This is a genomic window from Pseudomonas sp. 22189, assembly GCF_052045635.1.
GTDB classification, from domain to species: domain Bacteria; phylum Pseudomonadota; class Gammaproteobacteria; order Pseudomonadales; family Pseudomonadaceae; genus Aquipseudomonas; species Aquipseudomonas parakoreensis.
Window position 1 is genome coordinate 28543 of the sequence record NZ_JBQEPG010000029.1, and the last position, 17568, is coordinate 46110.

The window sequence follows — 17568 nt, forward strand, 5'->3', positions numbered from 1 at the left end:
CAATCGGTTGAAGACAAAAAACCGAACGGCCGACTCGTCATGAGTCAGCCGTCGGTCGGCGTTTTTACAGGATGTTGAACGGGATGGTGGTCACGAGACGGAACTCGTTGATGCTGCCGTCAGCCTGGTTTTCGCTGGCGCGGTGAGCGGTGTAGGTGCCACGGATGGTGGTCGCCTTGAGCGGGCCGCTCTGTACGGCGTAGGTCGCACCAATGCCGTATTCGTAGTGGTGCTCGCCGTCCATGTTGCGTACGTCATAGGCAGTGCCGGTGTAGTGAGTACCGTCGATACCCCAGCCGCGAGCCTGGTAGATGTTGAACTTCAGGCCTGGCACGCCATATTCGGCCATGTTCAGACCATAGGCGACCTGGAAGGATTTCTCGTTCGGGCCGTTGAAGTCGGACAGCAGGGAGTTGGCCAGGTAGATGCCGTTGGTTTCGTGCAGGTAGTCGAAGTACTCGTTACCGTTAATTTCCTGGTACGAGAAGGTCAGGCTATGAGCCTGGTGAGTCAGGCCGAACGACAGCGAGTAGGTGTCGTTGTCGATTTCGCCCATCTCTTTTTTGCCGGTATCGACGGTCTTGTAGTAGTTCAGGCCGGTGGTCAGGCTGACGACATTGCTGTCACCCAGTTCGTGGGTGGCGCCGAAGTAGTACTGGTTCCAGAAGTCTTCAACCTTGGAGGCGTACAGGCTGGTCTTCAGGCTTTTCAGCGGCTGATAGTTCAGGCCGACGATGCTGACGCGATCGGTTTCGGCGTTGTTGTTGGTGTACTCGGAACGGAATTTCGACAGGCTTTCTTCGGTACGTGGCGATACGCGGTCGAAGCTGCCGGCGTCGAACGACAAGTTGTTCAGTTCTTCGCTGTGCAGGCTCACACCTTCAAAGCTCGAAGGCAGCGCACGGTTGCCGATGGTGTCGACGATCGGGGTGCTGAAGTTCTGGCGACCGGCGGTCAGGGTGGTGTTCGACACGCGGAACTTGACGTTGGCCAGACCCAGTTTGCTCCACTGGCCCTCAGCGTCGCCGCCTTCTTTGGTCAGCGTACGGTTGTTGCCCGCGCCTGGACGCGAACCCGGTGCGCCACCGTTGTTGGAGGCCAGGTCCTTGCGATTGCGCTCCAGCGCTACAGCGTTGTAAGCAGCGACTTCAGTGCTGACACCCACGGTGCCCTGAGTGAAACCGGAAGTGAAATTGACGATGGTGCCCTGCACCCAGTTGATACGACGATCAGTCGGGGTGGCAACGCCGTCCTTGCGATAAGTGAACTTGCCGCCGCGCTTGAGTTGCTCGTTGGCGTACCAGTTACGGGTCGTGCCGCTGATGGTGGAACCTTCGAGGAAGCCGGTGGCATCAGCCTGGGCGCTTTTCTCGTTGACGGTCACCGGGGTGAATGCCTGGCTCTGTTCCTCGGCATAGGCCGTGGCGGTGATGCTGCTGATGGCCAGGGCCAGTATCGCGGTGCTGCTCAGTTTCATGGGTGAAGCTCCTTTACTTTCTTTTTATGCCGGCTTTTTTGGGTGGGCCGGTTATTGGTTTAGAACTCATTTCACACATCGCAAACGTTTGCAAAAGGCCGGATCGGCGAATTTCGGCAAAGCGCTTGCGTGAGGGGGATAGACAGCCCCCTCAGCATTGCGGCTAATCGGTTGGGTTAATCGATACTGACGCCCGAGAACACATTGCGACCGAAGGGGCTGACCTTGAAGCCTTCAACCCGGGCGCTTAACGGCTGGTTGACCGTCGAGTGGGCGACAGGCGTGATCGGCACTTGCTGCTTGAGCAACTGCTGCGCCTGTTTGTAGAGCGTTGTGCGCTGGTCGCGGTCGGTGACGACCTTGGCCTCTTTGATCAGCTTGTCGTAAGCCGGATCGCACCACATGGAGTAGTTGTTGCCGCCGATGGCATCGCAGCTGTACAGGGTGCCCAGCCAGTTGTCCGGATCCCCGTTGTCGCCGGTCCAGCCAATCAGGCTGATGTCGTGCTCGCCATTCTTGGTGCGCTTGATGTACTCGCCCCATTCGTAGCTGACGATCTTCACTTTCAGACCGATCTTGGCCCAGTCAGCCTGGAGCATTTCGGCCATCAATTTGGCATTCGGGTTGTACGGACGCTGGACCGGCATCGCCCACAGCGTGATCTCGGTGCCTTCCTTGACGCCGGCGGCCTTGAGCAGCTCTTTGGCTTTTTCCGGGTTGTAGGCGGCATCCTTGATGCTGTCGTCGTAGGACCACTGGGTCGGCGGCATGCCGTTGACCGCCAGTTGTCCGGCGCCTTGATAAACAGCGTTGAGAATCCCTTGTTTATTCACGGCCATGTCCAGCGCCTGACGCACTTCGAGTTGGTCGAAGGGCTTGTGACGGACGTTGTACGCAATGTAACCGAGGTTGAAGCCAGGCTTGGAAATCAGCTGCAGTTTCGGGTCGGCCTTCAGCGCCTCCACGTCGGCAGGGCGCGGATGCAGAGTGATCTGGCATTCGCCGGCCTTGAGCTTCTGCACGCGCACCGAAGCGTCGGTGTTGATCGCGAAGATCAGATTCTTCAGCTTGACCCGGCTTGGGTCCCAGTAGTGTTCGTTGCCGGTGTAACGGATGTTCGAGTCCTTCTGATAGCTCTTGAACACGAACGGCCCGGTCCCGACCGGTTTCTGGTTGATGTCGCTTGGCTTGCCTTCAGCCAGCAGCTTGTCGGCGTATTCGGCGGACAGGATCGCGGCGAAGCTCATGGCAATGTTCTGGATGAACGCGGCGTCGACGCTGTTGAGCGTGAACTCCACGGTCAGCGGCCCGGTCTTTTCGACCTTGGCGATGTTCTTGTTCAGGCTCATCCCGTTGAAATACGGGAATTCGGTTGGATAAGCCTTACGGAATGGCTGCGCGGGATCGAGCATGCGGTTAAACGTGAACAGCACGTCGTCGGCGTTGAAATCGCGCGTCGGTTTGAAGTACGGCGTTGTATGAAATTTCACACCTTCACGCAGGTGAAAGGTGTACTTGAGTCCATCCTCGGAAATATCCCACTGGGTTGCCAGTCCCGGTACGACGTTGGTCGCGCCTTTTTCGAACTCGACCAGACGGTTGTACAGCGGCTCGGCGGCGTCGTTATCGGTCGCCGTCGTGTATTGCGCGGTATCAAAACCCGCCGGGCTGCCTTCGGAGCAGAACACCAGGCTCTTGCTGGCGGCAAAACTGGCGGACGTGGCGGCCAGCAGGCCGGCGCCCAGCAATGCGGAAAAAACCAAGGTATGGCGCATGACGCTCCCTCTTTTTGTCGTGTTGTTCAATGCACCGCGATCCCGTCCAGGGAAGTTGAGGTGGCATTGAGCTCAATCCAGTACGTACAGCAAGCCGATGGCCCACGCAGAAACTGGTCAGAACCCGACGGTAGGGGCCGTGGGTCTGGCAGTAAATGCGTAATTGCCTGAATGCTCGTAGGAAAAGTCGACACATCCCCTGCCGTTGCAGTCATCCGCAACGGAATTGGCTGTAGGCAAATTCCTGACTTCCGGCAGCTAAAGCAGCGGCGACGTCATGAACGTCGCCGCTGCGATGGCTTAATTGCTGACGCTGACGCCGTAGAAGGAATTCAAGCCGAATGGGCTGATCTTGAAGTCCTGCACGTTGGCGCGCATGGGTTGGAACACCGTCGAGTGAGCGATAGGTGTGTAGGGAACAGCATCTTTGAGGACGTGTTGCGCCTGTTTGTACAGTTCGGTGCGCTTGGCCTGATCGGTGGTGCGCTTGGCATCTTTGACGAGACCGTCGTACTTCTTGTCGCACCACTTGGAGAAGTTGTTGCCGTTGAGCGAGTCGCAGCCGAACAGCACGTTCAGCCAGTTGTCGGGATCACCATTGTCACCGCTCCAGCCAATCAGCATGGCCTGGTTCTCGCCACCTTTGGAGCGCTTGATGTACTCGCCCCATTCGTAGCTGGTGATCTTCACGTTCAAGCCGATCTTCTTCCAGTCTGACTGGAGCATTTCAGCCATCAGCTTGGCGTTCGGGTTGTACGGGCGCTGTACCGGCATCGCCCACAGAACGATTTCGGTCCCTTCCTTGACGCCGGCTTCCTTGAGCAGCTGTTTGGCTTTCTCAGGATCGTATTTGGCGTCCTTGATGGTGGTGTCGTAGGACCACTGGGTCGGCGGCATGGCGTTGACGGCCAGCTGACCGGCGCCCTGGTAAACCGAATCGATGATCTGCGGCTTGTTCACCGCCATGTCCAGCGCCTGGCGCACGCGCAGGTCGGCCAGCGGGTTAGGCTCGTTGCTGCCCTTGACCTTGTCCATCACGTTGTAGGCGATGTAGCCCAGGTTGAAACCGGCCTGGTCAGGCATCTTCAGGGTCTTGTCGGCCTTGAGCGCCGCGAGATCCGCCGGACGCGGGAACAGGGTGACCTGGCATTCGTTCTTTTTCAGCTTCTGGATGCGCACCGACGGGTCGGTGGTGATAGCGAAGATCAGGTTGTCGATCTTCACGTCCTCAGGCTTCCAGTAGTCCTTGTTGCCGGTGTAACGGATGTTCGAGTCTTTCTGGTAGCTCTTGAACACGAACGGACCAGTGCCGATCGGCTTCTGGTTGATGTCTGCAGCCTTGCCTTCCTTGAGCAGCTGGGCAGCGTACTCGGCGGACTGGATCGAGGCGAAGCTCATGGCCATGTTCTGGATGAACGCGGCGTCGACTTCTTTCAGCGTGAACTTGACGGTGTGGTCGTCGACTTTATCGATCTTGGTGATGTTGGTGTCCATCCCCATGTCGGTGAAGTACGGGAATTCGGTCGGGTAGGCCTTACGGAACGGGTCATCCTTGTTAATCATGCGATTGAAGGTGAACAGCACGTCGTCGGCGTTGAACTCACGAGTCGGCTTGAAATACGGGGTGGTGTGGAACTTGACGCCTTCACGCAGGTGGAAGGTGTAATTCAGGCCGTCCGGGGAAATGTCCCAGCTGGTGGCCAGGCCCGGGATAACGGCGGTGCCGCCACGCTCGAACTGGCTCAGACGGTTGAACATGGTTTCGGCTGAGGCGTCGAAGTCGGTTCCGGTGGTGTACTGGCCTGGATCAAAACCGGCCGGGCTCCCTTCGGAGCAGAACACCAGGTTAGTCGCAGCGGATGCGAAAGGTGCGGAGGCTAACAAGCCTGCGCCGACTAAAAACGGAATGACCGCGTGTTTAAGCATGTTGGCCTCATGATTTGTTGTCATTTTTTAATATTGAGGTACGACCTCGTGAGTCGTGCCTGCGGATACTTATGCAGGGGCCATACCCAATGCAAGATCCAGAGCGACTGCCGGCCTCAAAGCGTGGCACGAACGTACCTTAATGTCGCATTTGTATAAGAGTTGACGCATTTGACCGTTTGCGGCCGTTTTTTACGGTGCAAACGAGGCCCCAAAACGGTGCATTGGTCACGTTGTGCGCGCCGCCTTGGGGCTCGGTGTTACTTATTTATACCCACGCCGTAGAAGGGTGTAAGGCCAAACGGACTGATCTTGAAGTCGCTCACTTCCTTGCGCAGCGGCTGGAACACCGTGGAGTTGGCAATGGGCGTGATCGGCACCTGCTGTTTAAGGATCAGTTGCGCCTGTTGATACAGTTTTACCCGTTGCGCTTTATCCGAGGACACCTTGGCCTGCCGAATCAATTTGTCGTAGGCCGGATCGCACCACTTGGCGTAGTTGCTGCCCTTGACTGCCGCGCAGCTGTAGAGCACGCCGAGCCAGTTGTCCGGGTCGCCGTTGTCACCTGTCCAACCATAGATCATCGCGTCGTGTTCGCCATTTTTCGCGCGCTTGATGTACTCGCCCCATTCGTAGCTGACGATGTTGGCCTTGATCCCGATCTTGTCCCAATCCTGCTGGATCATCTGCGCCGACATCCGCGCATTCGGGTTGGAGGCGCGCTGCACGGTCATCGCCCAGAGATTGATGGTGGTACCCGGTGCAACCCCGGCTTCCTTGAGTAGCGCCTTGGCTTTCACCGGGTCGTACGGCGCGTCCTTGATGTTCGGGTCATACGACCATTGCGCCGGTGGCAAGGCGTTCTGCGCCAGTTGCCCGGCACTCTGGTAGACGGCTTTGATGATCGCCGGTTTGTCGATGGCCATGTCCAACGCCTGACGGACCTTGAGCTGGTCCAGCGGCGGATGCGTGGTGTTGTAGGCGAGGAAGCCGAGGTTGAAACCGGCCTGCTTCAATACGCGCAGGTTCGGGTCTTGTTCCATCACTTCGATGTCGGCCGGGCGCGGGTAGCCGCTGACCTGGCATTCGCCGGTCTTGAGTTTCTGCAGGCGGACGGCGGCGTCCGGGGTGATCGAGAACACCAGGTTGTCGATCTTCACGTCCTCGGGTTTCCAGTAGTCCTTGTTTGCGGCGTAGCGGATCTGCGCGTCTTTCTGGTAACGCTTGAACACGAACGGGCCGGTGCCCACCGGTTTCTGATTGAGGTCGGCGGCTTTGCCTTCCTTTAACAGTTGGGCGGCGTATTCGGCCGATTGCACCGAGGCGAAGCTCATGGCGAGGTTTTGCACGAACGCGGCGTCGACGTTGTTCAGGTTGAAGCGCACGGTGTTGTCGTCGAGTTTTTCCACTGATTTGATCGTGGTGTTCAGGCCCATGTCGGTGAAGTACGGGGACTCGGCGGGGTAGGCCTTGCGGAAGGCGTTGTCCGGGTCGAGCAGGCGCTGGAAGGTGAACAGCACGTCGTCGGCGTTGAAGTCGCGCGTCGGGGTGAAGTATTCCGTTGTGTGGAATTTCACGCCTTGGCGCAGGTGGAAGGTGTATTGCAGGCCGTCGTTGGAGACGTCCCATTTTGTCGCCAGGCCGGGTTCGATGTCGGTGCCGCCGCGCTGGAATTGGGTGAGGCGGTTGAAGACGGTTTCGGCGGAGGCGTCGAAGTCGGTGCCGCTGGTGTATTGGCTGGGGTCGAAGCCGGCGGGGCTGGCTTCGGAGCAGTAGACCAGGGTTGTTGCTGCGTTTGCGATTGGGGCTATGGCGGTTAGTGCGAGGGTGATTAGTAGTGGTTTTAGGGTGAATCTTTCCATGGAGTCCCCGGGTCGATTGGAGGTGGTTGTGTTTTTCAGGGTAGCGGGGATTTGGGTGTGTTCGGAAATATCGTTTTTCCTGTTGAGATGTCTATCTCGGTATATGTGGCGGCTTTTGTCGGGTACATATCCGTTGCTGCGGTAACGGCCACTTAGGGTTCCGCCCTGACGGCGGGTCACTTTGGCAAACGCCCCAAAGTAACCAAAGGGCTTTACCCTGACGTTCGGCCCTCGCCTAGGCTCGGGTTCCTTCGCTCCGGGATTCATCCGGGGGGCAGCGCCTACGGTTTGCTTCGCTGCACCTCCTCTCGCTGTGTTTGGCTGCGCCAAACGGTCGCTGCGCTCCCACCCCCGGATAAACCCCTCCACTCAGCCTGCCGACGGGCCCTCAGATCAAAAGCGGTACTCGAGCTAACGCTCATCGTGTTGAGTGGTGAAAAGCGGTTGCGGCGACTTGCCAGCGATGGCGGCCTGACAGCCGACCTGACTTTGATTGAATACTCTGAGTTCTCCTGTAGGAGCTGCCGAAGGCTGCGATCTTTTGATCTTGCTTTTGAGTTGTGAGAGCCAAAGTCAAAAGGTCGTCCGAACGCGGCCCGAGCCTTCGGCAGCTCCTACAGAGAGTGGGGTTGTGTTTAAAGGTGTGTGGGATAACCAGAACCATCCCACAAGGTTTTCAGGTTGTCCCTCGGACGTCAGCTCTCTAGCCTTGGGCTGTCGCTGAAAACTCAGCGATCGGGTGTGAGAACCCGCAGGAACTGTTAATCCACAATCAGTACCACCATAATTGCCGCCGGCATTTCTGCTGCTGCAATATTCTATGGCGGCTGTGTGCGGGCGGGCTTCGGTCCGGCCGGGCTTGTTCCTACCGGTTTCTCACCCCGCACATTGCTGCCACCACTCCGCCGCGTGAGAACGGCGAGTGAATGGCTATTGATCAGGAACGCTATCAATGTCCAAACCGGTCCCAGATCCACCGCTCGAACCCACAACCCCACTCACCGAAGCCCTCCACGCCGAAGACCTCGCAAAAAACCGCGAAGCGATCAAGCGTGCCCTCGATTTCTACCTCAGCCCCGAAGCCACAAAACCGCGCCCACCCAGCTCGATGTTCCTCGTCCATCCGGGCATCGACACGGAAAGTCTGTTGGCCCACGCCTGTGAGTCCCTGGCCTCGGCCAACACCATGGCCAGCGATTTCGCCGATCAGCTCAGTCGCCCGCAGCGCAATACGGCGTTGGCGATTCAGCAGATCATCATGCTCGCTGAGCTGGCGGTGAATCGGGCGCTGGATCGGGTTGATCAGCAGGCTTGAGACCGCGTTATCGTTCTTCGCGAGCAGGCTCGCTCCCACAGGAGTGCGCATTTCAAATGTNAGCGAGCCTGCTCGCGAAGGCGTCAGATCAAACAACACAAATCCCGGGCACAAAAAAACCGGCGATCATTCACTGATCGCCGGTTTCTCATTCAGCAAGCATCAATTCACTGCATCAGCACTTCAATCGAGCCATCCGCTGTCAGGCTGACCTGGCTGGTGCCGGCTTCGACTTCCGGTGTGACCGGTGCCGAATCCGCCATGCCGGCGGCCTTCATCATCATCGGGGCGCGCATGTACGGTTGTGGGTAGCCGTTGCTGTTGAGGTTCAGGTTGACGATTTTGTAGCCCTTGCCGCCCAGTGCGTCGGTGGCCAGTTGCGCGCGGGCCTTGAAGGCGCTGACGGCTTCTTTGAGCAGTTTGTCTTCGCTGGCCTTGCGGGTCGGCTCGGCGATGGCGAAGTCCATGCCGCCCATTTTCAGGTCGGTCAGCAGTTCGCCAGTGAGTTTGGACAGGGCGGCGAAGTCGGCGCTTTCCAGGCGCAGTTCGGCGCGTTCACGCCAGCCAGTGATTTTCTGGCCCTTGGTGTCGTAGATCGGGTAGCTGTTGCGGCTGCCCTGGCGCAGGGTGATGTCTTTGACTTGCTTGGCCTGGGCCAGCGCCTTGTTCATGGTGGTGCTGACGTCGGCGGCGAGTTTGGCCGGGTCGGTGTTTTGCGCTTCGGTGTAGAGCGTCACGATCATCAGGTCGCGGGCCACTTCCTGGCTGACTTCGGCGCGCAGGGAGATCTGGTTGTAGTGCAGCTCATCGGCGGCCAGCGCCGGAAGGCTGGCGATGCTGCCGACGGTCAGGGCGAGAAGGGCGGCGCTGCGGCGAAAGGTGTGCATGAAGGCTCCTTGAATAATGCGCAGGTGTTGGTTCGTCCCTGCGTGAAACCATCAGACTCTAGCTTCTGTGCTGCGGTTCGCCCAGTTACAACTTCTATACAGATGGCCGCACGCCGCAAGCTCTTTGTGGCGAGGGGATTTAGCGAAACGTCGCACCGCCCCGATCGGCTGCGAAGCAGTCGCAATTCAGCAGATGCGGTCTGCCTGTGAAAAACGGATTGCAGGGTTTGGGGCGGCTTCGCCACCCATCGGGGATAAATCCCCTCACCACACTGATCTCGGACAGCTATGTGAGGTAGCTGAATTTTCCGCCAGCGCCATGTGGTCATTTGCCGCACTTTCGCCTCTCAAAGGCGCGGCTTGGTTATACTCCGTGCGATCCGCCTGGAGCGCTCATCAGGAGAGCTCATGCTCGCCCCCGTACAACTGACTTCCGCCACTCGCCAGAACCTCTGGCGGCTGACGTTCATCCGCACCCTGGTGCTCGCCGCGCAAGCCGGGTCCGTCGGCCTGGCCTACTGGCTGCAATTGTTGCCGTTGCCGTGGGTGCAATTGGCGATGACCCTCGGCTGCTCGATTCTTCTGTGCGTGTTCACCGCCGTGCGACTGCGTACGTCGTGGCCGGTGACCGAACTCGAATATGCGCTGCAACTGGCGTGCGATCTGGTGATCCACAGTGCGTTGCTGTATTTCTCCGGCGGTTCGACCAACCCGTTCGTTTCCTACTACCTGGTGCCACTGACCATCGCGGCGGTGACGCTGCCGTGGCGTTATTCGGTGATTCTGTCGGGTATCGCGCTGGCGCTCTACACCGTGATGCTGACGCGGTTCTACCCGCTGGAAACCCTGCCGGTGGCCCGCGAGAACCTGCAGATCTACGGCATGTGGCTGAGTTTTGCCCTCGCGGCTGCGGTCATCACGTTTTTCGCTGCGCGCATGGCCGAAGAGCTGCGCCGTCAGGAAGAATTGCGCGCGATTCGCCGCGAAGAAGGCTTGCGCGATCAGCAATTGCTGGCCGTCGCCACCCAGGCCGCTGGCGCCGCGCATGAACTCGGCACGCCGCTGGCAACCATGAGCGTGTTGCTCAAGGAAATGCAGCAGGATCACCCCGACGCGATGTTGCAGGACGATCTGAAAGTGCTGCAGGATCAGGTCAAGCTGTGCAAAGAAACGTTGCAACAACTGGTGCGCGCCGCCGAAGCCAACCGCCGTATGGCCGTGGAAATGCAGGACGTCACCCAATGGCTCGACGAAGCGCTGAACCGTTGGCACCTGATGCGTCCGGAAGCCAGTTATCGCTTCCAGCGTCTCGGCCAGGGCACAGTCCCGCGCATGGCACCGCCGCCGGATCTGACCCAGGCGCTGCTCAATCTGCTGAACAATGCCGCCGACGCCTGCCCGGAAAATCTTCAGGTGACGCTGGACTGGGACGCGGAAACCGTGACCATCAGCATTCGTGACCACGGTGCCGGTGTGCCGCTGGCCATCGCCGAGCAGATCGGCAAACCGTTTTTTACCACCAAGGGCAAAGGTTTCGGCCTGGGCCTGTTTTTGAGCAAGGCCAGCGTGACACGCGCCGGCGGTTCAGTGAAACTCTATAGTCATGAGGAAGGCGGCACGCTCACCGAGCTGCGCCTGCCCCACGGCGCCCGAGGAGACCAACATGAGTGACGAAATCCAAGTCGAAGGCGAAGAACTGCCGCATCTGCTGCTGGTCGACGACGACGCGACCTTCACCCGAGTAATGGCCCGTGCCATGGCCCGCCGTGGCTTTCGCGTGAGTACCGCAGGCTCCGCCGAGGAAGGCTTGACCATCGCCCAGGCCGACCTGCCGGACTACGCCGCGCTGGACCTGAAAATGGACGGCGACTCCGGTCTGGTGCTGCTGCCCAAGCTGCTGGAACTGGACCCGGAAATGCGCGTGGTGATCCTCACCGGTTATTCGAGCATTGCCACGGCGGTCGAAGCGATCAAGCGCGGCGCCTGCAACTACCTGTGCAAACCGGCCGACGCCGACGACGTGCTGGCTGCGCTGCTCTCCGAACACGCCGACCTCGACAGCCTGGTGCCGGAAAACCCGATGTCGGTGGACCGTCTGCAATGGGAGCACATCCAGCGCGTGCTCACCGAGCATGAAGGCAACATCTCCGCCACTGCCCGCGCCCTGGGCATGCACCGCCGCACCCTGCAGCGCAAACTGCAGAAGCGCCCGGTTCGTCGCTGAACCTGCGCTGAACGGCCATCGCCAGCCCTCGCGATAACGCGCACCGATCAACTATGATCGGTGCGTGTCTGTTCTTTTCTTTATCGAGCCTTTTCCATGAATCAGAACGCTGAATATTCCGCGGTCAACGATGCTGTGCGCGGGCAGTTTTTTCGCAAGGTGTGGGGGATCATCACGCCTTACTGGCGCAGCGAAGAGAAGGGCAAGGCCTGGACATTGCTGATTGCGGTGATTGCGCTGTCGTTGCTCAGCGTGGGGATCTCGGTGTGGTTCAACACCTGGTACAAGGATTTCTACAACGCGCTGCAGAAGAAAGATGAAGCGGCGTTCTGGCAGCTGATTCTGTATTTCTGCGCGATTGCAGCGGTGGCGATTGTCGGTGCGGTGTACCGACTGTATCTGACCCAGATGCTGACGATTCGCTGGCGGGCCTGGCTCACCGAAAAGCATTTTTCCCGTTGGCTCGCCGACAAGAATTACTACCAGCTGGAGCAGGGCGGTTACACCGATAACCCGGACCAGCGGATTTCCGAAGACCTCAATAACTTCACCTCCAATACCCTTGAGCTGGGGATCGGCCTGCTGCGCAATATCGTCAGCCTGGTGTCGTTCTCGATCATTCTGTGGGGCGTGTCGGGCAGCATTGAGGTCTATGGCATCACCATTCCCGGCTACATGTTCTGGTGCGTGCTGGTCTATGCCGTGGTGGGCAGTTGGCTGACGCACTTGATCGGTCGCCGCTTGATCGGCCTGAACAACCAACAACAACGCTTCGAAGCCGACCTGCGTTTTTCCATGGTGCGGATTCGTGAAAATGCCGAGAGTATCGCGTTGTACAACGGCGAGCCGAACGAAAATCGTCGTTTGAGCGGTCGCTTCGGTAATGTCTGGCACAACTTCTGGGACATCATGAAAGTGTCCAAGCGCCTGACGTTCTTCACTGCCGGTTACAGCCAGGCTGCGATCATTTTCCCGTTTATCGTGGCGTCGCCGCGCTACCTCGCCGGCAAGATCGAGCTGGGTGAACTGATGCAGATCAGCTCGGCATTCGGCAACGTCCAGGAGAGTTTCAGCTGGTTCATCAGCGCCTATCAGAGCCTCGCGTCCTGGCGCGCCACCTGTGATCGTCTGCTGAGTTTCCGTCAGGCCATGACCGATAACGAACAGCGCCGCCCGGCCATCGACGTGCAAAACCAAGGCAGCGAATTGCAAGTGCACAACCTCGGCCTGGACCTGGCCGATGGTCGTCACCTGCTGACCAATGCCGACATGACGGTAGAGCCCGGCGAGCGGGTGATGCTCAGCGGTCGCTCCGGCAGCGGCAAGTCCACGCTGTTGCGGGCGATGGGGCACTTGTGGCCCGCGGGCCACGGCGCTATTCGCCTGCCGGCAGCGCGTTATCTGTTCCTGCCGCAGAAGCCGTATCTGCCGATCGGTACCCTGCGCGAAGCCTTGAGTTATCCACAACCGGGCGACACCTACGCGCCAGAGCGTTACGCGCAGGTGCTGGAAACTTGCCGCCTGCCGCATCTGGTCGCGCGTCTGGACGAAGCCAATCACTGGCAGCGCATGCTGTCGCCGGGTGAGCAGCAACGCCTGGCCTTCGCCCGCGCGATGCTTTACGCACCGCAATGGCTGTACATGGACGAGGCGACGTCGGCGATGGATGAAGAGGATGAGGCAACGTTGTATCAGGCGCTGATTGATCAGTTGCCGGGCCTGAGCATCGTCAGCGTCGGCCACCGCAGCAGCCTCAAGCGCTTCCACCCACGGCATGTACGGATCGACAGCGGGCATCTGGTGGAACAGGCCGTGACCGCCTGACCCCCACACCCCCTGTAGGAGCTGCCGCAGGCTGCGATCTTTTGATGTTGTTTTTCAAGATCAAAGATCGCAGCCTGCGGCAGCTCCTACAAGGGCGGTGTTTCGACTCGACAGTGATCGTACAACCCGCCTGCGCTATGATGCCCACCAAGCCGATTTTTCGAGACCAGACGTTGACCATGGAAAACCCGATCGACACCCCACGCCTCCCGCGCAAGCGCCGCAGCCTGGCCCAGGAACTGGTGACGGTGCTGAGCGAGCAGATCCGCGATGGCCTGCTCAAGCGCGGTGACAAACTGCCTACCGAGTCGGCGATCATGGAAGCCCATGGCGTCAGCCGCACCGTCGTGCGCGAGGCCATTTCCCGTTTGCAGGCGGCCGGTCAAGTTGAAACCCGCCACGGCATTGGCACTTTTGTGCTCGACACGCCAAGCCCGAGCGGTTTCCGTATCGATCCGGCCACTGTCGTCACCCTGCGTGATGTGCTGGCCATTCTCGAATTGCGCATCAGCCTTGAAGTCGAATCTGCCGGGCTTGCCGCGCAACGTCGCAGCCCCGAGCAATTGGCAACCATGCGCGCCGCCCTCGATGCGCTGAACGACAGCGTGGCCCACGCCAGCGATGCGGTAGCGTCGGACTTCGCCTTCCACCTGGAAATCGCCCTGTCCACCGGCAACCGCTACTTCACTGACATCATGACCCACCTGGGCACCAGTATCATTCCGCGTACGCGGTTGAACTCGGCACGCCTGGCCCATGATGACCAGCAGCACTACATGAACCGCCTGAGCCGTGAGCACGAGGAAATCTACGAGGCGATTGCCCGCCAGGATGCCGATGCGGCGCGGGCGGCGATGCGCCTGCATTTGACCAACAGCCGTGAAAGACTGCGCCAGGCCCATGAAGAGGCACAGGCGCAGGGGTGAAAGGTTACCGTTCCAGCTTAATGGTAAGAAGTGGTGATGCCTTTGGTGGCTGATCGCGACTTGTAACGCTGTAGCGGAGTTCAGCAGTGGCCTCAGGAGTCAGATTCTTTTCAAAAACATCTTTGGGGATTAGGAAAATGATTGGTTTTCCTACCTCGGGCTCCGTGAGTATTTGATGGTCTTCCCGAGTGTTACCGGAGGTGGTCACTACATGAAAAGTAATGTGGTCACCGACAGATGCATTAGGGTAGGGCAGCACTTCTCCGTGGGCAGCTCCTGTCAGTTTGCCAACATAAAGTTTTCCGTTTTCTGCTTCCCTGAGACTTGGCGCGGCCAAAGCTTTAGCGTGTGCAGTCATGATCAAACTCCGTTTCAATATCCATCAAACCGTTGAAGGCATGCTCATTACAGCGTTGCCTGGCGGAGCCGGTTCGTTTACTCCTTGGGTATTGAAGCCGGCAGAGGATTGATCTGGAACCTGTAAGAAATACCAGTTTCGACGAACGGTCTTGGTAACGATTCCCTTTGCGAGCAAGCTCTCTCCCATAATGATTCTCGGCTGAACTCACAATCGGGCTGGCCGAAAATCCAGGGTGGGAGCGAGCTTGCTCGCGAAGAGGCCCGTGAATTCAGCGCGGCAATATCGAGCGATCCACCCTCACCGCCAGTTTCGCGTTACCAGGCTTGGCAGCAAACGCCACCTCTCCCGATTTATCCACAACCCCCCGCGCAATCGGCTTGCCGTCCTCCAGCAGCTCCAGCGGCGCGCCCTGCAGCGACTGCCCCGACGTCAGTTCCAGTTTCAATGTGATCGTCATTGCTCATTCTCCTTGATTGACGTTACCCGTCGGGTGGTAGTCCTTGAGCAGCAGGTAGGTGCTCCAGCCCCACCAGTCATCGATGGTGGCGGTGTCGTTGAGGTTGTTCACGTCTTTGCGCCGCAGCACCTTGCCGCCCTCGACGCGGAACAGCGGCGAGAAGTTGCTGGAAAGATTCAGCACCGCCGTCAGATCCGGCAGGCGTTGCAGCGCGGCAAACGTTGAAGGGGCGGGCACGTTGCCGCTGAGGTAGGCGGCGAAGATTTCATCCGCCGAAGCCTGCACCGCCAGATTGACCTGGGTGCGGTTATCCGCGTCGCTGGCGTCGAAGTAACGTTTGTCGCCGTAGGCGCGCCATTGATCGCCATGGGCGTTGCGCACCTTGAGGCCGAATTTGCTGTCCTCGTCGTGCATGAAACGGGTGACCAGCGAGCCGAGATCGCTCGGCCTGACCACCGCCGCCATCTCTTTGCGTGGCACACGCAGGTGGCCGGCAGAGAACAGGTCGGTGAGGAAGTGGTCGGCAAACGCGTTCATCGCGTAGGCCCGTTCCAGTTGCTGCTCATCGTGATTGGCGCGGGCTGCGACGGCGGTTTGCAGGGCGGCGGTGTGGCCGGCGATGTAGGCCAGTCTGGCCCATTCACCAAAGTGGTCGGCGTTGTTCGCCGCCAGTTTCAGATAGCGCCCAAGCGGGAACAGCGCGGAGACGAAACTGCCGCCGCCGGTGAGCTTGTTCCACTCTTCGGACAACGTATCTCCGAGCGCGTCGTAGGCTTCGTGCGGTGATTTACCGTCCTTGATCGCCTGTTTAACCGCGTCGATCTCTTTTTGCATGACCGCGAGAATCTGCGTGGCCTCGGCGCGTGAGGCCGGCAGCACGGCGAGAGAATCAAATGCAGCGTGGAAGCGATTCAGGCGATCAGCCGGGGTCGCGCCTTCGTTGATCGGTCGATCGACCACGCCGTAGAAATCTCCAGCCAGCGCCACCACCTGGCCGTAGGTCAGCGCAAGGCCATTGGGCAAGTGCAAGGGCTTGTTTTGCGCGCGAATCGGCTCGGCGTTTTCACTGAAGCGCAGCAGGGTGTTATCGCCGATGGCCGTGTGTTCAGCGCCTTCGAAGCGCAGCGGCGGTCGAATGTTCAAGGCGTTGCCGGGGAGGGCGGCGGCCGGTACGACATCGCTATGGGCGTCGGCGATGTGCAGCAGCAGATGCGGATTGTCGGCGTTGAAGCGAATGCCTTTTACAGTGAAAAGATCATCGAGTCGAGCGACGACCGGTTTGGGTCGTACCTGTGGTTTTGCATGCAGTCCGGACATTTCTGGCTCCTTGATATGTCGTCGGTGGATTTATTTTTAACTGTATGGATATACAGTCATGTCGAGCCTAGACCAGATTTTTCCTACGTCAAGATCGAATCTTGTCCGACAAAAAGTGCGGGGCAACGATGAAATGCAGTTGACGGTTGTCTTTTAAGTTGTACGATGACCTACAACTTCAGCGCTGGCTGAATCATAAAACTCACAAAAAACGTTGCTACCCAGGGTGTTCGAATAATGAATCCACAAGAACTGAAGTCCATCCTCTCCGCCGGTCTGCTGTCGTTCCCGGTCACCGATTTCAACGCGCAGGGCGATTTCAACCGCGCCGGCTACATCAAGCGTCTGGAATGGCTGGCTCCGTACGGCGCTTCAGCCTTGTTCGCCGCCGGCGGCACCGGTGAGTTCTTCTCCTTGGCCGCCAGCGAATACTCGGAAATCATCAAGACTGCCGTCGACACCTGCGCCAGCAGCGTGCCGATTCTGGCCGGTGTCGGCGGCTCGACCCGTCAAGCCATCGAGTACGCCCAGGAAGCCGAGCGTCTGGGCGCCAAAGGCCTGTTGCTGCTGCCGCACTATCTGACCGAAGCCAGTCAGGACGGCGTCGCCGCCCACGTTGAAGCGGTGTGCAAATCGGTGAACATCGGGGTGGTGGTCTACAACCGCAACGTCTGCCGCCTGACTGCGCCATTGCTGGAGCGACTGGCCGAGCGCTGCCCGAACCTGATCGGCTACAAGGACGGTCTGGGCGATATCGAGTTGATGGTGTCGATCCGTCGCCGCCTCGGTGATCGCTTCAGCTACCTCGGCGGCCTGCCGACCGCTGAGGTCTACGCCGCCGCCTACAAGGCACTGGGCGTGCCGGTTTACTCCTCGGCGGTGTTCAACTTCATCCCGAAAACCGCGATGGACTTCTACCACGCGATTGCCCGCGACGATCACGCCACCGTCGCCAAGATCATCGACGACTTCTTCCTGCCGTACCTCGACATCCGCAACCGCAAGGCCGGTTACGCCGTGAGCATCGTCAAGGCAGGCGCGAAAATCGCCGGCTATGACGCAGGCCCGGTGCGGGCGCCGCTGACCGACCTGACCGGCGAAGAATTCGAAATGCTGGCTGCGCTGATCGACAAGCAAGGTGCGCAGTAACACCCGACAAAAACGCGGCCGCTGAGTAATCAGCGGCTTTTTGCGTAAAGGCTTTGAGATTTGAGGGC

The 17568-nt window shown here is 59.2% G+C and carries 14 protein-coding genes; 6 read left to right on the forward strand and 8 right to left on the reverse strand.

The window, feature by feature from the left end; translation table 11 throughout:
* Positions 1-64 precede the first annotated feature (64 nt).
* From ACTJKS_RS23930 to ACTJKS_RS23945, 4 genes are all read right to left on the reverse strand, one after another.
* A complete protein-coding gene (locus ACTJKS_RS23930) occupies positions 65-1477 on the reverse strand; it encodes an OprD family porin (protein ID WP_041072777.1) in 1413 nt (470 codons plus the stop codon).
* Positions 1478-1653: 176 nt separating this feature from the next.
* The gene (locus ACTJKS_RS23935) at positions 1654-3252 is read right to left on the reverse strand and encodes an ABC transporter substrate-binding protein (RefSeq protein WP_108181665.1); all 1599 of its coding nucleotides are present in this window, start codon (positions 3250-3252) and stop codon (positions 1654-1656) included.
* A gap of 300 nt (positions 3253-3552) precedes the next feature.
* Positions 3553-5178: an ABC transporter substrate-binding protein gene (locus ACTJKS_RS23940; RefSeq protein ID WP_041072781.1), complete on the reverse strand. Its 1626-nt coding sequence runs from the start codon at positions 5176-5178 to the stop codon at positions 3553-3555.
* Between the two features lie 260 nt (positions 5179-5438).
* Complete coding sequence (locus ACTJKS_RS23945) at positions 5439-7040, reverse strand: ABC transporter substrate-binding protein (protein ID WP_262949112.1); 1602 nt, start codon at positions 7038-7040, stop codon at positions 5439-5441.
* Between the two features lie 952 nt (positions 7041-7992).
* On the opposite strand from ACTJKS_RS23945, the gene ACTJKS_RS23950 reads away from it, so the two are divergent.
* A complete protein-coding gene (locus ACTJKS_RS23950; protein WP_108181667.1) occupies positions 7993-8355 on the forward strand; it encodes a DUF6124 family protein in 363 nt (120 codons plus the stop codon).
* A 167-nt stretch (positions 8356-8522) separates the two neighbouring features.
* Here ACTJKS_RS23950 and ACTJKS_RS23955 read toward each other — a convergent pair whose 3' ends face one another.
* Entirely contained in the window at positions 8523-9242 is a 720-nt protein-coding gene (locus tag ACTJKS_RS23955) for an SIMPL domain-containing protein (RefSeq protein ID WP_027610819.1), read from the reverse strand.
* A 408-nt stretch (positions 9243-9650) separates the two neighbouring features.
* On the opposite strand from ACTJKS_RS23955, the gene ACTJKS_RS23960 reads away from it, so the two are divergent.
* The 4 genes from ACTJKS_RS23960 to ACTJKS_RS23975 all read left to right on the forward strand — a co-directional run bounded on the left by ACTJKS_RS23960 (position 9651) and on the right by ACTJKS_RS23975 (position 14216).
* On the forward strand, positions 9651-10913 hold the full coding sequence (locus ACTJKS_RS23960; protein ID WP_027610820.1) for an ATP-binding protein: 1263 nt from the start codon (positions 9651-9653) through the stop codon (positions 10911-10913).
* Positions 10906-11466 carry a response regulator transcription factor gene (locus ACTJKS_RS23965; RefSeq protein ID WP_003221630.1) on the forward strand — a complete coding sequence of 187 codons (561 nt, stop codon included), beginning with the start codon at positions 10906-10908 and terminating at the stop codon, positions 11464-11466. The genes ACTJKS_RS23960 and ACTJKS_RS23965 overlap by 8 nt, the downstream gene beginning before the upstream one ends.
* A gap of 96 nt (positions 11467-11562) precedes the next feature.
* A complete protein-coding gene (locus ACTJKS_RS23970; RefSeq protein WP_041072797.1) occupies positions 11563-13290 on the forward strand; it encodes an ABC transporter ATP-binding protein/permease in 1728 nt (575 codons plus the stop codon).
* Between the two features lie 179 nt (positions 13291-13469).
* Positions 13470-14216, forward strand: a complete 747-nt coding sequence (locus ACTJKS_RS23975) for a FadR/GntR family transcriptional regulator (protein ID WP_186448505.1) — start codon at positions 13470-13472, stop codon at positions 14214-14216.
* A 4-nt stretch (positions 14217-14220) separates the two neighbouring features.
* Here the strand turns inward: ACTJKS_RS23975 and ACTJKS_RS23980 are convergent, their stop codons facing one another.
* The 3 genes from ACTJKS_RS23980 to ACTJKS_RS23990 form a co-directional block, all read right to left on the reverse strand.
* Positions 14221-14574, reverse strand: coding sequence for a hypothetical protein (locus ACTJKS_RS23980; protein ID WP_108181670.1), 354 nt, complete (start codon positions 14572-14574; stop codon positions 14221-14223).
* Between the two features lie 271 nt (positions 14575-14845).
* Positions 14846-15034, reverse strand: coding sequence for a hypothetical protein (locus tag ACTJKS_RS23985; protein WP_041072799.1), 189 nt, complete (start codon positions 15032-15034; stop codon positions 14846-14848).
* 3 nt (positions 15035-15037) lie between these two features.
* Positions 15038-16351, reverse strand: a complete 1314-nt coding sequence (locus ACTJKS_RS23990; RefSeq protein ID WP_142580040.1) for a phospholipase — start codon at positions 16349-16351, stop codon at positions 15038-15040.
* A gap of 237 nt (positions 16352-16588) precedes the next feature.
* On the opposite strand from ACTJKS_RS23990, the gene kdgD reads away from it, so the two are divergent.
* The gene (kdgD, locus tag ACTJKS_RS23995) at positions 16589-17500 is read left to right on the forward strand and encodes a 5-dehydro-4-deoxyglucarate dehydratase (RefSeq protein ID WP_145597342.1); all 912 of its coding nucleotides are present in this window, start codon (positions 16589-16591) and stop codon (positions 17498-17500) included.
* Positions 17501-17568 lie beyond the last annotated feature (68 nt).

Coding starts and splice junctions, on each gene's coding strand:
- ACTJKS_RS23960 (WP_027610820.1), top strand. CDS start 9,651: ATGCTCGCCCCCGTACAACTGACTTCCGCCACTCGCCAGAACCTCTGG.
- ACTJKS_RS23945 (WP_262949112.1), bottom strand. CDS start 7,040: ATGGAAAGATTCACCCTAAAACCACTACTAATCACCCTCGCACTAACC.
- ACTJKS_RS23935 (WP_108181665.1), bottom strand. CDS start 3,252: ATGCGCCATACCTTGGTTTTTTCCGCATTGCTGGGCGCCGGCCTGCTG.
- ACTJKS_RS23985 (WP_041072799.1), bottom strand. CDS start 15,034: ATGACGATCACATTGAAACTGGAACTGACGTCGGGGCAGTCGCTGCAG.
- ACTJKS_RS23940 (WP_041072781.1), bottom strand. CDS start 5,178: ATGCTTAAACACGCGGTCATTCCGTTTTTAGTCGGCGCAGGCTTGTTA.
- ACTJKS_RS23955 (WP_027610819.1), bottom strand. CDS start 9,242: ATGCACACCTTTCGCCGCAGCGCCGCCCTTCTCGCCCTGACCGTCGGC.
- ACTJKS_RS23975 (WP_186448505.1), top strand. CDS start 13,470: ATGGAAAACCCGATCGACACCCCACGCCTCCCGCGCAAGCGCCGCAGC.
- ACTJKS_RS23990 (WP_142580040.1), bottom strand. CDS start 16,351: ATGTCCGGACTGCATGCAAAACCACAGGTACGACCCAAACCGGTCGTC.
- ACTJKS_RS23930 (WP_041072777.1), bottom strand. CDS start 1,477: ATGAAACTGAGCAGCACCGCGATACTGGCCCTGGCCATCAGCAGCATC.
- ACTJKS_RS23950 (WP_108181667.1), top strand. CDS start 7,993: ATGTCCAAACCGGTCCCAGATCCACCGCTCGAACCCACAACCCCACTC.
- ACTJKS_RS23970 (WP_041072797.1), top strand. CDS start 11,563: ATGAATCAGAACGCTGAATATTCCGCGGTCAACGATGCTGTGCGCGGG.
- ACTJKS_RS23980 (WP_108181670.1), bottom strand. CDS start 14,574: ATGACTGCACACGCTAAAGCTTTGGCCGCGCCAAGTCTCAGGGAAGCA.
- kdgD (WP_145597342.1), top strand. CDS start 16,589: ATGAATCCACAAGAACTGAAGTCCATCCTCTCCGCCGGTCTGCTGTCG.
- ACTJKS_RS23965 (WP_003221630.1), top strand. CDS start 10,906: ATGAGTGACGAAATCCAAGTCGAAGGCGAAGAACTGCCGCATCTGCTG.